The organism is Stenotrophomonas chelatiphaga (assembly GCF_032054965.1).
Lineage (GTDB): Bacteria > Pseudomonadota > Gammaproteobacteria > Xanthomonadales > Xanthomonadaceae > Stenotrophomonas > Stenotrophomonas chelatiphaga.
Genome location: NZ_DAMBRS010000005.1, coordinates 127,617 through 141,857, shown reverse-complemented (window position 1 = coordinate 141,857; position 14,241 = coordinate 127,617). Strand labels below are relative to the sequence as shown.

Sequence of the window (14,241 nt, the reverse complement as noted above, 5' to 3'; positions counted from 1 at the left end):
CACCACTTCACAGGATCGCCGCATCCAGATGCTGCGCACGGCAATGGGGCCGCTGATCGCCGCCGCGCTCGAAGACCCGGACGTGGTGGAAATCATGCTCAACCCCGACCGCACCCTGTGGGTGGATCGGCTCTCAATGGGCCGCGCGCCGCTGGGCGTAGAACTGCCCGAAGCCGACGGCGAACGCATCATCCGCCTTGTCGCCGCCCACGTTGGCGCGGAAGTGCATCGCGGCCAGCCGCTCTTGACCGCTGAATTGCCCGAGACGGGCGAACGCTTTGAAGGCATCTTGCCGCCGGCCGCGCCGGGGCCAGCGTTCGCGCTGCGCAAGCGCGCCGTGAGCATCATCGGCCTGGGTCGCTATGTGGCCGACGGCATCCTGACCGCTGGGCAGGCGGACTTCCTGCGCCGCGCCGTGCGCGAGCGCCAGAACATCCTGATCGCCGGCGGCACCAGTACCGGCAAGACCACGCTCGCCAACGCGCTACTGGCCGAGATCGCGGCCACGGGCGACCGCGTGCTGGTGCTCGAAGACACCATCGAGCTGCAATGCGCCGCCCGCGACCATGTTCCGCTGCGCACGCGCGCAGGCGTCGTGTCGATGCAGGAGCTGGTGCGCGCCACGATGCGCCTGCGCCCTGATCGCGTGATCGTCGGCGAGGTGCGTGGCGGCGAGGCGCTTGATCTCATCAAGGTGTGGGGCACCGGCCACCCCGGCGGCATCGCCACGATTCACGCCGGTTCCGCCTTGGGCGCGCTGCTGCGCCTGGAGCAACTGATTCTCGAAGTGGCGGTGAATCCGCCGCGCGCGTTGATCGCCGAGGCCATCAACGTCGTCGTCCACATCGCCGGGCGTGGCCGCAAGCGCCACGTCGAAAGCATCGCACGCGTCGTCGGTTTCGACGGCGCGGGCTATCGCATGGCGGATGCGTTGGAAACGCCGTTTCCCGAGCTGCCGCCAGTTTCTTCCCCGTCCCCTGAACCCTCTGGAGAACTGCCATGACGCAGATGCACATTCATGCTTTCCGCATTTCCGTAAATCCGGCTTCGGCCTTCACGCGCCTGCGGCGCCTGGCCGCGCCGGCGCAGCACGGCCTGCTGCTGGCCGCCGTCATGCTGATGACGGCTGGCACCGCGCAGGCCGCCGGTTCCTCGATGCCCTGGGAAGGGCCACTGACCTCCATCCTCGAATCCATCCAGGGGCCGGTGGCACGCATCGTCGCGGTCATCATCATCATTTCCACCGGCCTGGCGCTGGCCTTTGGCGATACCAGCGGCGGCTTCCGCAAGCTGATCCAGATCGTGTTCGGCCTGTCCATCGCGTTCGCCGCGTCCTCGTTCTTCCTGTCGTTCTTCTCGTTCTCCGGCGGGGCCGTCGTATGAGTGCCCCGGACGCCTTCGCGGCAGGCTTCGAGATTCCGCTGCATCGCTCGCTGACCGAGCCGATCCTGCTGGGCGGTGCGCCGCGCACCGTGGCGATCGCCAACGGCACGCTGGCCGCCGCCGTCGGGCTGGGCCTGCAACTGTGGATTCCCGGTGCGGTGCTCTGGATCGTCGGCCATTCGCTGGCGGTCTGGGGCGCGCGCGTCGATCCGCAGTTCATGCAGGTCTTCGCCCGGCACATCAAGCACAAGCCGCTGCTGGACGTGTGAGGGGGATGCCATGTTGAACCTTGCCGAATACCGCCAGCGGCCCGCCTTGCTCGCCGACTGGCTGCCCTGGGCCGGCTTGATCGCGCGGGGCGTGGTGCTGAACAAGGACGGCAGTTTCCAACGCACGGCGCGCTTTCGCGGGCCTGATCTGGACAGCGCCACGCAAGGCGAGTTGATCGCCACATCGGCGCGGCTCAACAACGCGCTGCGCCGTCTGGGTTCGGGCTGGGCCTTGTTCATCGAAGCCGAGCGCCGGTCGGCGGCGGACTACCCACACTCCGACTTTCCTGAGCCGCTGTCGTGGCTGGTCGATGAGGAACGCCGTGCCGCCTTCGAGGAATCAGGGCATCACTTCGAGAGCGGCTATCACCTGACGCTGGCTTACCTGCCGCCCGAGGGATCGCGCGCCCGCGCGGCCAAGTTGCTCTATGAGAACTCGCCGGGCGACGGCGTGGACTGGCGCGGTCGGCTCGATGCCTTCGTGGCGGAAACCGATCGCGTCTTCGACCTTCTCGATGGCGTGATGCCGGAAATCGCCTGGCTCGATGACGCCCAGACGCTGACCTACCTGCACGCCACGGTGTCCACGCGGCACTACCGCGTGGGCGTTCCCGAAGTGCCGTTCCACATCGACGCGCTGCTGGCCGACTCCGCGCTGGTCGGCGGCCTGGCGCCCACGCTGGGCGACCAGCACCTGCGCGTGGTGTCGGTGCGTGGCTTTCCGACCTCGACCTGGCCGGGTCTGTTGGACGACCTCAACCGCCTGGGCTTCGCCTACCGCTGGAGCACGCGCTTTCTCTGCCTGGACAAAGCCGAAGCAGAAAAGGAGCTGGGCCGCCTGCGCCGCCAATGGTTCGCCAAGCGCAAGAACGTGGTGGCGCTGCTGCGCGAAACCATCTTCCAGCAAGAAAGCCCGCTGGTCGATACCGACGCCAACAACAAGGCGGCCGATGCCGATGCCGCCTTGCAGGAACTGGGCAGTGATCAGGTGGCCTTCGGTCACTTCACTGCCACGGTGACGGTGCTCGATGCCGATCCGGCCGCGGCCGACGAGAAGCTGCGCATGGTGGAGCGCGTCATCCAGGGCCGGGGGTTCGTCACCATCCCCGAAACCCTCAATGCGGTCGATGCCTGGCTGTCGTCCATCCCCGGCAATGCCTACGCCAACGTGCGCCAGCCCATCGTCTCGACGCTGAACCTGGCGCACATGATGCCGCTGTCGGCGGTGTGGGCCGGGCCGGAGAAGAACGACCACCTCGACGGCCCGCCGCTGATCGTCACCCGCACCGATGGCGCGACGCCGTTCCGCTTGGTCACGCACATCGGCGACGTGGGGCACACGCTGGTCGCCGGCCCGACTGGCATGGGCAAGTCGGTGTTGCTTGCCATTCTGGTGCAGCAATTCCGCCGCTATCGCGGCTCGCGCGTGTTCGCCTTCGATATGGGCCGCTCGATGCGCGCCACCATCCTGGGCCTGGGCGGCGAGCACTACGACCTGGGTGCCGATGGCGGCATTGCCTTCCAGCCACTCGCGCGTATCGACCGGGAAAGCTATCGCTCCTGGGCGGCCGAATGGGTGGAGGGCCGCCTGCTGCACGAAGGTGTCACGGTCGGCCCCGACGAGAAGGCGATCATCTGGTCGGCGCTGGGCAGCCTTGCCGGTGCGCCGGTGGAACAACGCACGCTCACAGGGCTGTCCGTGCTGCTGCAATCGAACTCGCTGCGGCAGGCACTCGCGCCCTACGTGCTCGGCGGCGCGCACGGCAAGCTGCTTGACGCGGAAACCGATCGTCTCGGCTTCGGTGACGTGCAGGGCTTCGAGATGGAAGAACTGATGCACAGCCCCGCCGCCGTACAGGCGGTGTTGCGCTACCTGTTCGCCCGCTTCGATGAACGGTTTGACGGTGCGCCCACGCTGCTGATTCTCGATGAGGCATGGCTGTTCCTCGATGAGCCATCTTTTGCCGCGCGCATTCGCCAATGGTTGAAGACGCTGCGCAAGAAAAACGTGTCGGTGATCTTCGCCACGCAGTCGCTCGCCGACATCAAGGATTCGAGCATCGCGCCCGCGATCATCGAGAGCTGCGCCAGCCGCATCTTCCTGCCGAACCCGCAGGCGACCGAACCGCAGATTCGCACGATCTACGAGGGATTCGGCCTCAACAGCCGGCAAATCGAGATCGTCGCAACCGCCCAGCCCAAGCGCGACTACTACTACCAATCGCGTCTCGGCAATCGCCTGTTCGACCTCGACCTGGGGCCGGCCGCGCTCGCCTTCGCGGGCGCGTCCACACCGCAAGACCAACGTGACATTGACCGCGTACTGACGCAGGCCGGCGCTCCCGGCTTTGCCGGGGCGTGGCTGCGCCATCGCGGCCTCGACTGGGCCGCCGACCTGCTGCCGTCCTCGCCGGCGGCGGCTTCTTTCCTCGCTTCTCAACCGCTGGAGGTTTCGCTATGAAGACCCGTGTGCTTTCCGCTTCGCTCGCCGCCGCGCTGGCCGGCTCGCTGATGCTCGCCCAGCCGGCGGCGGCGCTGACCTTCGTTGATCCCGTCAACTTGGTGCAGAACACGCTCACCGCCATCCGCACGATGGAGCAGATCAACAACCAGATCAATCAGCTTCAGAACGAGGCGCAGATGTTGATAAACCAGGCGCGCAATCTGGCGAGCCTCGATTTCAACATCGTCAACCGGCTGCGCTCCACGCTGGCCACTACCGAACGCCTGATCGCCGAGGCGCAGGGACTGGCCTACGACGTGCAAAGCATGGATGCCACGTTCGCCCGTCTGTACCCGGAGCAGTACGCCGCGACCATCAGCGGCGACCGCATGGCGCAGGACGCCCGCGAACGCTGGAAGCACACGCTCGATGGCTTGCATACCGCAATGCGGATGCAGGCGCAGGTGTCGCAGAACCTGGCCCAAGACGAAAGCGCGCTGGCCGATCTGGTCAGCCAGAGCCAATCGGCCACCGGCGCTTTGCAGGCGCAGCAGGCGACCAACCAGCTTCTTGCCTTGCAGGCCAAGCAGTCGATCCAGTCCCAGCAGCTCCGGATCACGCAAGACCGCGCGGCGTCGCTGGAACTGGCGCGGCAGGCGGCAGCCACCGAGCGCGCCCGCGAAGTGCGCCGGCGCTTCCTCGGCACCGGCACGCCGTACACGCCGCAGTCCATCAATTTCTACAACAACTGACGGAGGCCGCCATGCGATGCGCTCCCATCTTGTCGGTTTCGCTGCTGGCCCTGCTGCTGACCGCGTGCGGCCAGCAGCCAGCCGAGAACTTGGCCGACGCATTGGTTGCCGATCCTGTGCGGCTCAAGGCGTTGCGTGCGCAGTGCGCGGACGACCGGCAGGCCGTGGACGAAGACGACTGCCGCGCCGCCGCCGAAGCCTTCCGGCGGCGCTTCTTCTCCGGCCAGGCCGGGCCGGACGAATACCGGACGCTGGCCGAGCTGCCGCCGATTCCGGCGAGCTTCGATGAACCCATTGAAGAGGACACCCCATGAACGACGTGACCATCATCGACCGCTTCCTCGATACGTTCTCTCGTTACATCGACTCGGGGTTCGGCCTGCTACAAGGTGAAGTGGCGTTCCTGACGGCCACGCTGATCGTCATCGACATGACCATCGCCGGCTTGTATTGGGCCATGAGCCACGCTACCGGCCAGGGCGAGGACGTGATCGCCAAGTTGCTGCGCAAGGTGCTCTACGTCGGTGCTTTCGCCTACATCATCGGCAACTTCAACTGGCTGGCCGGCATCGTCTTCCGCTCGTTCGCCGGGCTGGGCCTGACGGCCACCGGCTCGGCCATGACGATGGAGAACTTTCTTCAGCCGGGCCGGCTGGCCAAGACGGGCATCGACGCTGGCGCACCGATTCTGGAGCAGATCGGCGAGATGGCCGGATTCCCCGAAGTCTTCGTGAACATCGACCCCATCGTGGTGATGTTCCTCGCCTGGCTCACCGTCATCCTGTGTTTCTTCGTGCTGGCGATCCAGCTTTTCATCACGCTGATCGAGTTCAAGCTGACCACGCTCGCCGGCTTCGTGCTGGTGCCGTTCGCGCTCTGGAACAAGACCTCGTTTCTCGCGGAAAAAGTGCTCGGCAATGTGATGTCGTCGGGCATCAAGGTCTTGGTGCTGGCCGTCATCGTCGGCATTGGCTCGGGCCTGTTCGCGGAGTTCCAGGTTCATCCCGACGAACCCTCCATCGACCACGCCCTTGTCGTGATGCTGGCCTCGCTCGCGCTGCTGGCGCTGGGCATCTTCGGCCCCGGCATCGCCACCGGCCTGGTATCCGGTGCGCCGCAGCTTGGCGCCGGCGCGATGGCCGGTGCTGCCATTGGCGCCGCCGGCACGGCCGTTGCCATTGGTGCTGCCGCAACCGGCGTGGGCGGTGCGGTCATGGCCGGAGCACGCATGGCGCCGGCGGCCGCCAAGCTGGCCGGCGCAGGTGCGCGTGCCGCCACCTCGGCGGCCGGTAGCGCACGCTCGGCGTTCCAGGCCGGTTCCGCCGCTGCGGGCGGCGGCGCCAAGGGCGCAATGGCCGGCTTAGGCAATGTCGCCAAGACCGGCGCGCAGTCTGCCGGGCGCAGCGCCGCATCTGGCGCGTCCGGCGTAGCGCAGAAGATGGCCGGCTCTTTCCGCGCTGGATGGAACGGCACAGAAGCCGGTGCCGGTGCTGCGCCCGGTGGTGCTGGCTCCGGCCAGGCGGCCGCAGGCGAAGCCACAGACAGCTCCGCCAGCTCGCAGAAGCAAGAGCAACCCGCATGGGCCAAGCGGATGCACCGCCGCCAGCAGATCACCCATGCCGCGACCACTGCCGCACACACGTTGCGCGGTGGCGATGGCGGCGGCTCCGGGCAAGGCCCGAGCCTGCGCGGCTCCGACGACTAAAGCGATTCACAAGGAGAACTGACCATGCGATTCAAACGACCGCAGGTGCGCTATGCCGATACGCCGCAGCCTGCCACTCCGTATCAAGCCGCCGCCCAAGTGTGGGACGAACGCATCGGCTCGGCCCGTGTGCAGGCGAAGAACTGGCGGCTGATGGCCTTCGGCTGCCTCACGCTCGCGCTGCTGATGGCCGGCGGTCTGGTCTGGCGCTCGGCCCAGTCCATCGTCACGCCCTACGTGATCGAGGTCGATCAATCCGGCCAGGTGCGTACCGTGGGCGAGGCCGCCACGCCGTATCGGCCCGCCGATGCGCAGATCGCGCACCACCTGGCGCGCTTCGTGACGCTGGTGCGCTCGCTGTCCATCGACCCCATCGTGGTGCGGCAGAACTGGCTCGATGCCTACGACTACACCACCGACAAGGGCGCGGCCGTGCTCAACGACTACGCGAGCAAGAACGATCCGTTCGCCCGCGTCGGCCGCGAATCGGTGACGGTGCAGATCACCAGCGTCACGCGCGCGAGCGATGCCTCGTTCAACGTCCGCTGGACGGAACAGCGGTTCGTCAATGGCGCACCCGCTGGCACCGAACGCTGGAACGCGGTGCTTTCAACCGTCCTGCAAACCCCGCGCACCGAACAGCGCCTGCGCAAGAACCCGCTGGGGATCTACGTCAACGGCCTGTCGTGGAGCCGCGAACTGGATTCTTCCGAAGGAGCCAAACCATGAACCTGCCTTTTCGCTTTTACGCTTTCGTGCTGATGCTCGCGGCCACCACGTCGTCATTGCTGGGCTGCGCCTCGCAAGGCAAGCCGCCGCCGACCATCTCGCTCGATGAGCCGGTACGGGCGCAGCCGCTGCCCGAGCCACCCAAGCCCATCGAAGTCGTCGCCGTCCCTGAGCCGCTGGCGCTGCCGGCGCAGTTGAAGCCGCTGCCGGAGCTAGACGGGGCAGCGACCGTGCCGGAGCCGGCCGACGAGAAGGTGCGCGTCTCGCGCGCCAATGCCGAGGCGCGTATCGCGCCGACCCGCGAGGGCTACGTCAATGCGATCCAAGTGTGGCCGTACAGCGACGGCGCGTTGTATCAGGTCTATGCGGCGCCGGGGCGCGTCACTGTGGTTTCGCTCCAGCCCGGTGAGGAACTGGTGACGGTCGCCGCTGGCGACACCGTGCGCTGGATCGTCGGCGACACGTCCAGCGGCAGCGGCGAGGCGCTGCGCGTCAACGTGCTGGTCAAGCCCACCCGCTCGGGCCTGAAAACCAATCTGGTCATCACCACCAGCCGGCGGACGTACTTGCTGGAACTGACCTCAACGGAAAAGGCATGGATGGCGTCGGTGTCATGGGACTACCCGAAAGACCGGATGCTGGCGTTGCAGCGCCAGTCGCAGGCCGCACAGACAGCCGCACCGGTCGATACCGGCTTGGCGTTGGAGAAGATCCGCTTTCGCTACGCGATCAGCGGCAGCAATCCGCCGTGGAAACCGCAGCGGGCCTTCGATGATGGCGAGAAGGTCTATATCCAGTTTCCGCCGGGTATCGCGCAAGGCGAACTGCCGCCGCTGTTCGTTATCGGCGCGCAGGGTGACGGCCAGCTCGTCAACTACCGTTTCCGTTCGCCGTACTACATCGTGGATCGCCTCTTTGGTGCGGCCGAATTGCGCCTGGGCGGTGATGGCGGCGACGTGGTGCGAATCGAGCGCACCGACGGCGTGGCGCGGAGGAACTGACCATGAGTCAGGACGACACGCCCGACCTTGCCGCGCCGCAGGCGGCGGGCAAGATCGCACCCGAGGCGGTGGCGCTGCGCGCCCAGCCGCGCCCGGTCACGCGCCTGAACCGACGCACGCTGGCCATCCTCACCGGCGGCCTGTCGGTCGCCGTACTCGGCGCGCTGATGTGGTCGCTGCAACCGCAGCGGCGCGGGGCCAACGAGCAGACCGAGCTTTACAACGTCGATCGTGTCTCCAAGTCCGAAGGGCTGGATGCGCTGCCGGCGGACTACTCCAAGCTGCCGCCGGCCTTGCCGCCTGCCGTTCCCGAGCTGGGGCCACCGCTGCCAGGCGATCTTGGCCCGGCCATCGTCAAGTCGCAGCAGCCGGTAACGGCCACCTATGCGGCGCCTGGCAACGACCCGAACGATGCGCTGCGCAAAGAGGCCGAAGCGGCTGCGGCTTCGTCGGTGTTCTTCCGCTCAGGCACGCAGAAGGCCGCGCCGACGGCTCAGTCGCAGGTCGCCGCCGCGCCGGGCTTCGCCGCCAATGCGGCGTTCGACCCGATCGCGGCCGGGCCGGCCTCGACGGCGGCCCAGCCTGCCGACCCGACGGCGGTACAGAACCGGCAAGACCAGAAAGAGGCGTTCCAGAAAGCCGGAACCACGGAAACCCGTAATTCCGGCAATCTGACGCTGCCGGCCTCGCCGTATCAGGTGATGGCCGGGACGGTCATCGCCGGGGCGCTGGTGACGGGCATCAAGTCGGATTTACCGGGCGATGTGATCGCCACGGTGACGGAGCCGGTCTATGACACAGCTACTGGGCGCTTTCTGCTGATCCCGCAGGGTTCGCGCATCCTGGGTCGCTACAACAGCCAGGTCAGCTACGGGCAGAGTCGCGTGCAGCTGGTGTGGAACCGGATCATCCTGCCTGACACGTCTTCGCTCACGCTCGACAACCTGGTCGGAGCCGACCCGGCCGGCTATGCCGGGCTGGAAGACGACGTGGACTACCACTGGGGCCGCATCTTCGCTGGCGCAGCGTTGACCACGCTGCTGGGCGTCGGCGCCGAGTTGGCCGCGCCCGAGAACCGCCAGAATGGCGACCGCATCATCATCGCCGGGCGCGACAGCGCGCAGGACAGCATCAATCAGGTCGGGCAGGAGATGACCCGGCGGAACATGAACATCCAGACGACGCTGACCGAGCGGCCGGGCCTGCCGGTTCGCATCATCGCCAACCGCGACCTGGTGCTGCGGCCCTACCAGCCGTTGTTCTTCAACAAGGGGACTTCACGATGACGACGCGCAAGCTGCGGCTCGGGCCGCTACCGAAAACGGAATCCACAAAGCTGACCTTTGCCTGCCCGGCCGGACTGAAAGCCGACCTCGATCACTACGCCGCGCTGCACGCGCAGGCGTATGGCGAGGCCGTCGATGCCGTGACGCTGATCCCGCACATGCTGGAGGCGTTCATCGCGGGCGACCGGGGATTCAGGAAGGGAGGCACGGGTAAGGGCGCGCCGCCGAAGCCAAGCTGACGATGCGGACGCATCCACCATCCGCCCCAAAACGAAAGCGCAGCCCACCGGCTGCGCTTTCGTTTTGAGAGGCTGCTTGCGACAAGCCACGGCTATGATGACAGTGCGACCTTGCCCGCTGCGCCGCCCCTGGGCTTGCTACCGCGAAGCACCTATGCGGCACCTAGCCAGAAAAGCAGCAAGAGCACTCGATGGCCGAAATCTGGCCTAACTTGTTGCTCCGCAAGACCTTTCGCACCGCCGCATACCTTCATCAAAGACTTGACAGCGGACATTTTTTATGCCTTGCATAGGGCCGCGCCGCGCCCCGCGTGGCACCTGCTTTGGAGCCTGCGCCTGAAGCGGGTTACACTGCGCGGCTCGCCACCAAGGCCATGATTTTTCCCATGCTGCAGAAACTTCGCGACAAGACCTCGGGCTGGATCGTCACCGTGATCCTGGGGCTGCTGATGATCCCGTTCCTGTTCGTCATCGATAGCAGCTACCTCGGTGGCGTCGGTGCGCAGAACGTGGCCAAAGTATCGGCACCGCCGTCCTGGTGGTCCTCGGCACCGTCCTGGTGGCCGGCCCGCCTGCTGTGGAAGCACCACGAAATCACGTCGCAGGAATTCCGCGAGCGCTTCGAGCAGGAGCGCGCCCGCGTGCGCCAGCAGCAGGGTGAAGACTTCGATCCGCGCGCCTTTGAAAGCGCCGAGAACAAGCTCGCCGTGCTGGACCAGCTGATCGACGAACAGGTCGTGCGCCTGGCTGGCGAACAGTCCGGCGTGGTGATCGGCGATGCCGCCGTGCGCGAATACATTGCCACCATCCCGGCTTTCCTTGGCCCCGATGGCAAGTTCAACGGCGACCAGTACCGCATCGCGCTGGCCAGCGGCAATCCGCCGCGCACCCCGGCGATGTTCGAACAGCTGGTGCGCACCAGCCTGCAGCAGTCGATCATTCCCAGCGCGCTGCAGAACTCCGGCTTCGTCACCGAAGCCGAGACCGAGCGCCTGCTCAAGCTGCTGGGTGAAACCCGCGACGTCGAAATCGCCATGCTGCCCGAGCAGCCGGCCGACACCGCACCGGTCACCGATGCGCAGATCAAGCAGTGGTATGACGCGCACACCAAGGACTTCCGCCAGGTCGAGTCGGTCAAGCTGGAATACGTGGAAATCAATGGCGCCACGCTGCCGGCACCGGCCGCGCCGGACGAAGCCAGCCTGCGCAAGCGCTACGACGAAGAGAAGGCACGCTTCGCCACGCCGGAACAGCGCCTGACCTCGCACATCCTGATCAGCACCGGCGACGGCGCTGAAGCCAAGGCCGCCAAGCTGGCTGCCGAAGCCAAGGCGGCAGGCGCCGACTTCGCCGCGCTGGCCAAGGCCAACTCCGATGACACCGGGTCCAAGGAGCAGGGCGGCGACCTGGGTTGGGTCGATCGCGGTGCGATGGTCAAGCCGTTCGAAGATGCCGTGTTCGCGGCCAAGGCCGGCGACATCATCGGCCCGGTCAAGACCGACTTCGGCTACCACGTGATCCAGGTGCGCGAAGTGCGCGGTGGTGAAGGACGTTCGTTCGAAGACGTGCGCGACCAGCTGATGGCCGAGCAGACCAAGGCTGATGGCGAGCGCGGTTACACCGAGCTGGCCGGCCGCGTGGTCGATGCGACCAACAAGAGCCCCAGCGACCTGGCCGCTGCCGCCAAGGCGGTGAACCTGCCGCTGCAGACCGTCGGTCCGTTCACCCGCCAGGATGCCACCGGCATCGCCGCCAACCCGGCCGTGCTGCGCGCTGCGTTCTCCGACATCCTGGTCCAGGACGGCACCTCCAGCGATCCGATCGCGCTGGACGAATCGGGTAGCCACAGCGTGGTGATCCGCGTGGCCGAACATACCCCGGAGCAGGCCATCCCGCTGGAAAAGGCACGCGAGCAGGTGATCGCCGCCGTGCACGCCGACCGCACCCGCCAGGCCGCCGAGAAGGCCGCCGATGCGCTGCTGGCCAAGCTGAAGGGCGGCCAGACGCTGCAGGCGCTTGCTGAAAGCGAGAAGCTGCAGGTCAGCCCGATGCCGGGCCTGCCGCGCACCCAGCCGGTACCGACCGCGGAGATCAACCGCGCGGTGTTCGGTGCGGCGCTGCCGGCCGAAGGCAAGCCGAGCTACGGCAAGGTGGACGTGCAGGGTCGTGCGGTGGTGTTCGCGGTGACCAAGGTCACCCCGGGCGACGTCAAGGAAGTCACCGCCGAACAGCGCCAGCAGCTCAAGCAGCAGCTGAGCCAGATCGACGGCATGGCCGCGGCCGACGCCTTCATCAAGTCGACCCGCAAGCGTTTCGTCGTACAGACCACCGAAGCCAACCTGTAAGGGTTGGCCGCGGCGGCAAACAAAAAGCCCGGCACTGCCGGGCTTTTTGTTGCGCGTTCCATTGGTAGCGCCAAGCCGTGCCCGGCGCCGCCGAGGTACGTTGACGATCAGTCTTCGACGCGCAGCACCGCGCCGGGCTTCAGCACGGCCTTGCCGCTGAGGCCGTTCAGGCTGAGCAGCGCCTTGACCGGCATGCCGTAGCGGCGCGCGATGGTCCATGGTGATTCGCCGTTGCGCACGGTATGGCGGCGGTTGCGCGGGCGGTCTGCCGCGCTGGCCACGCTGCGTGCTGCGGCCGGCGCCGGCTGGGCCGATGCAACGGCGACGGCCGGCATCGCGGCCTCATCCAGGCTGGCCACCATCGCCGACGCATCCACGGCCGGCGTATTGACCGGTGCCAGCAGGCGCACCGGGGCGCTCTGCGGACGGCCACGGCCGCTGGCGGCCGGGTTCAGTCGGGCAATCCGCGCCGGGTCCAGCGAACGCTGGGCCGCCCATTGCTGCACGCTGGTGCCGGCCGGCAGGGTGTGGCTCTTCAGCACCGGCACGGTGCGGTCCAGCGAGGCCATCACCGACGGCTGCTCTTCCGCGTTTTCCAGCACGCAGGCCAGGGCATGCAGCTTTTCAACATAGGCATGGGTGACCGGCGAAAGGCCCGGCAGCTCCGCCGGCACCGCATTGGTGGCATTCATGCCGGCCTTGCGCAGGCCCTGCAGCACACGGTATTCGCCGGCGTTGTAGGCCATGGTGGCCAGACGCCAGTCGCCGCCGAACATCCCGTGCAGGGTCTTCAGGTAGCGCACTGCGGCCTGGGTGGAATCCACCGCCGACAGACGGCCGTCATAGCCTTCGCTCATGGGCACGCGATGGTTGCGCGCGGTGGTGGCGATGAACTGCCACAGGCCGGCCGGACCAGCCGCGCTGCGCGCGCTCGGACGGTAGCCGCTTTCCACGAACGGAATCAGGGCGAACTCGGTGGGCAGGCTGGCTTTGCGCAGTTCTTCCACCACGTAGCCGAACAGCACCAGCGCATCATCGTTCTGGTTGGCCAGCCGGGCCGGCGCATGGGCGAACTGCTTCTGCCAGCGCGGGCTGGTGGCCTCCGCATCGCAGGTCGGTTCAGCCAGGCCTTCGCGGAAGCTGGCGAAGATGTCCTGGCCATTGCGCACGCTGGGGGCGGGCAGGGTCGACGCATCCAGCGGCAAGGCGGCGGCGCCGGCCAGGTTCTGGGTCAGGCCCGCGCCCAAAGACTGCGCGTTGGCGGTTCCGGCAAGCCCCAGCATGATCCCCAGGGCGAGCGATGTACTTCGGCGCCTCATGCGCGAAAGCCGTCTTTCCAGTGCCGAAGTCCGGCCATCACCTCGACATCGTCGGTGATCTCCCGCCCCAGATGAGCCGACACCGCCGCACGGATGGGCGCGGTGTGGGTACGCAGGAACGGATTGCTTCGTAATTCGTCTGCCAACAGCACGGGCAGGGTAGAGCGGTCATCGCGGCGCATGGCCAGTGCCTCCTCATGGCGCTGCCTCAGGGCAGCGTTGGCGGGGTCGACATGCCGCGCGAAGACGGCATTTGACACGGTGTATTCGTGGGCACAGCAGACAAGCAGCTGGGCCGGCAGGGACGCCAGGCTGCGCATGGTGGCGAGCAGCTGGGACGGCGTACCTTCGAACAGGCGCCCACAGCCCAGGCTGAACAATGCATCTCCACTGAAAAGGTGTTCATCAGTGTGAAACGCGACATGGCTGAGGGTGTGCCCGGGCACGGATACTACGTGGAACGTCCGCCCCACTGCCTGAACGCGTTCACCATCGGCTACGCGTTCGGTCGCCATCGGAATGCGCGGTTCCTCTGGCGCAATCACCCTGATGCCGGGGAAACGCGCCTGCAGCGCGCGGACACCGCCGATGTGGTCGTCGTGGTGATGGGTGAGCAGGATTGCCTGCGGCCGCAGTCCGGCCTCGACCGCAGCCAGCACCGGCGCGGCATCGCCGGGATCGACGACCACGGCCGCGCCGTCGTCGCCGGCCAGGCACCAGATGTAATTGTCCGCCAATGCGGGCAGGGCAGTGAGTCGCATAGAATCGGA

14 protein-coding genes are annotated in these 14,241 nt (G+C 67.2%); 12 read left to right on the top strand and 2 right to left on the bottom strand.

Annotation, left to right across the window (positions count from 1 at the left end; genetic code table 11):
- Positions 1 to 28 precede the first annotated feature (28 nt).
- The 12 genes from trbB (at position 29) to RTX79_RS09100 (ending at position 12,152) form a co-directional block, all read left to right on the top strand.
- Complete coding sequence (gene trbB / locus RTX79_RS09155; RefSeq protein WP_428695984.1) at positions 29 to 1,003, top strand: P-type conjugative transfer ATPase TrbB; 975 nt, start codon at positions 29 to 31, stop codon at positions 1,001 to 1,003.
- Positions 1,000 to 1,383: a TrbC/VirB2 family protein gene (locus RTX79_RS09150; RefSeq protein ID WP_312683313.1), complete on the top strand. Its 384-nt coding sequence runs from the start codon at positions 1,000 to 1,002 to the stop codon at positions 1,381 to 1,383. Before trbB ends, RTX79_RS09150 begins: the two co-directional genes overlap by 4 nt.
- On the top strand, positions 1,380 to 1,652 hold the full coding sequence (locus RTX79_RS09145) for a VirB3 family type IV secretion system protein (RefSeq protein ID WP_312683310.1): 273 nt from the start codon (positions 1,380 to 1,382) through the stop codon (positions 1,650 to 1,652). The genes RTX79_RS09150 and RTX79_RS09145 overlap by 4 nt, the downstream gene beginning before the upstream one ends.
- A 10-nt stretch (positions 1,653 to 1,662) precedes the next feature.
- On the top strand, positions 1,663 to 4,113 hold the full coding sequence (trbE, locus tag RTX79_RS09140; RefSeq protein WP_312683308.1) for a conjugal transfer protein TrbE: 2,451 nt from the start codon (positions 1,663 to 1,665) through the stop codon (positions 4,111 to 4,113).
- Positions 4,110 to 4,847: a P-type conjugative transfer protein TrbJ gene (gene trbJ / locus RTX79_RS09135; protein ID WP_312683424.1), complete on the top strand. Its 738-nt coding sequence runs from the start codon at positions 4,110 to 4,112 to the stop codon at positions 4,845 to 4,847. The genes trbE and trbJ overlap by 4 nt, the downstream gene beginning before the upstream one ends.
- An 11-nt stretch (positions 4,848 to 4,858) precedes the next feature.
- Entirely contained in the window at positions 4,859 to 5,161 is a 303-nt protein-coding gene (locus RTX79_RS09130) for an EexN family lipoprotein (protein WP_312683307.1), read from the top strand.
- The gene (gene trbL, locus RTX79_RS09125) at positions 5,158 to 6,552 is read left to right on the top strand and encodes a P-type conjugative transfer protein TrbL (protein ID WP_312683305.1); all 1,395 of its coding nucleotides are present in this window, start codon (positions 5,158 to 5,160) and stop codon (positions 6,550 to 6,552) included. The genes RTX79_RS09130 and trbL overlap by 4 nt, the downstream gene beginning before the upstream one ends.
- A gap of 24 nt (positions 6,553 to 6,576) precedes the next feature.
- Positions 6,577 to 7,281, top strand: coding sequence for a conjugal transfer protein TrbF (gene trbF, locus RTX79_RS09120; protein ID WP_031692087.1), 705 nt, complete (start codon positions 6,577 to 6,579; stop codon positions 7,279 to 7,281).
- Complete coding sequence (gene trbG / locus RTX79_RS09115; protein WP_428695982.1) at positions 7,278 to 8,282, top strand: P-type conjugative transfer protein TrbG; 1,005 nt, start codon at positions 7,278 to 7,280, stop codon at positions 8,280 to 8,282. Before trbF ends, trbG begins: the two co-directional genes overlap by 4 nt.
- Before the next feature lie 2 nt (positions 8,283 to 8,284).
- The gene (locus RTX79_RS09110; protein WP_312683304.1) at positions 8,285 to 9,568 is read left to right on the top strand and encodes a TrbI/VirB10 family protein; all 1,284 of its coding nucleotides are present in this window, start codon (positions 8,285 to 8,287) and stop codon (positions 9,566 to 9,568) included.
- Positions 9,565 to 9,807: a DUF2274 domain-containing protein gene (locus RTX79_RS09105; RefSeq protein ID WP_312683303.1), complete on the top strand. Its 243-nt coding sequence runs from the start codon at positions 9,565 to 9,567 to the stop codon at positions 9,805 to 9,807. Before RTX79_RS09110 ends, RTX79_RS09105 begins: the two co-directional genes overlap by 4 nt.
- A gap of 386 nt (positions 9,808 to 10,193) precedes the next feature.
- The gene (locus RTX79_RS09100; protein WP_312683302.1) at positions 10,194 to 12,152 is read left to right on the top strand and encodes a peptidyl-prolyl cis-trans isomerase; all 1,959 of its coding nucleotides are present in this window, start codon (positions 10,194 to 10,196) and stop codon (positions 12,150 to 12,152) included.
- 107 nt (positions 12,153 to 12,259) lie between these two features.
- Here RTX79_RS09100 and RTX79_RS09095 read toward each other — a convergent pair whose 3' ends face one another.
- Both RTX79_RS09095 and gloB read right to left on the bottom strand, forming a co-directional pair.
- A complete protein-coding gene (locus RTX79_RS09095; RefSeq protein WP_312683301.1) occupies positions 12,260 to 13,471 on the bottom strand; it encodes a lytic transglycosylase domain-containing protein in 1,212 nt (403 codons plus the stop codon).
- A complete protein-coding gene (gene gloB / locus RTX79_RS09090; RefSeq protein WP_312683300.1) occupies positions 13,468 to 14,232 on the bottom strand; it encodes a hydroxyacylglutathione hydrolase in 765 nt (254 codons plus the stop codon). Before gloB ends, RTX79_RS09095 begins: the two co-directional genes overlap by 4 nt.
- Between the last annotated feature and the right edge of the window lie 9 nt (positions 14,233 to 14,241).

Excerpts from the sequence above, each read along its gene's own strand:
- RTX79_RS09130 (WP_312683307.1), top strand. The coding sequence starts at position 4,859 with ATGCGATGCGCTCCCATCTTGTCGGTTTCGCTGCTGGCCCTGCTGCTG.
- RTX79_RS09100 (WP_312683302.1), top strand. The coding sequence starts at position 10,194 with ATGCTGCAGAAACTTCGCGACAAGACCTCGGGCTGGATCGTCACCGTG.
- trbG (WP_428695982.1), top strand. The coding sequence starts at position 7,278 with ATGAACCTGCCTTTTCGCTTTTACGCTTTCGTGCTGATGCTCGCGGCC.
- RTX79_RS09150 (WP_312683313.1), top strand. The coding sequence starts at position 1,000 with ATGACGCAGATGCACATTCATGCTTTCCGCATTTCCGTAAATCCGGCT.
- gloB (WP_312683300.1), bottom strand. The coding sequence starts at position 14,232 with ATGCGACTCACTGCCCTGCCCGCATTGGCGGACAATTACATCTGGTGC.
- trbF (WP_031692087.1), top strand. The coding sequence starts at position 6,577 with ATGCGATTCAAACGACCGCAGGTGCGCTATGCCGATACGCCGCAGCCT.
- trbB (WP_428695984.1), top strand. The coding sequence starts at position 29 with ATGCTGCGCACGGCAATGGGGCCGCTGATCGCCGCCGCGCTCGAAGAC.
- RTX79_RS09105 (WP_312683303.1), top strand. The coding sequence starts at position 9,565 with ATGACGACGCGCAAGCTGCGGCTCGGGCCGCTACCGAAAACGGAATCC.
- trbE (WP_312683308.1), top strand. The coding sequence starts at position 1,663 with ATGTTGAACCTTGCCGAATACCGCCAGCGGCCCGCCTTGCTCGCCGAC.
- trbL (WP_312683305.1), top strand. The coding sequence starts at position 5,158 with ATGAACGACGTGACCATCATCGACCGCTTCCTCGATACGTTCTCTCGT.
- RTX79_RS09095 (WP_312683301.1), bottom strand. The coding sequence starts at position 13,471 with ATGAGGCGCCGAAGTACATCGCTCGCCCTGGGGATCATGCTGGGGCTT.
- RTX79_RS09110 (WP_312683304.1), top strand. The coding sequence starts at position 8,285 with ATGAGTCAGGACGACACGCCCGACCTTGCCGCGCCGCAGGCGGCGGGC.
- trbJ (WP_312683424.1), top strand. The coding sequence starts at position 4,110 with ATGAAGACCCGTGTGCTTTCCGCTTCGCTCGCCGCCGCGCTGGCCGGC.
- RTX79_RS09145 (WP_312683310.1), top strand. The coding sequence starts at position 1,380 with ATGAGTGCCCCGGACGCCTTCGCGGCAGGCTTCGAGATTCCGCTGCAT.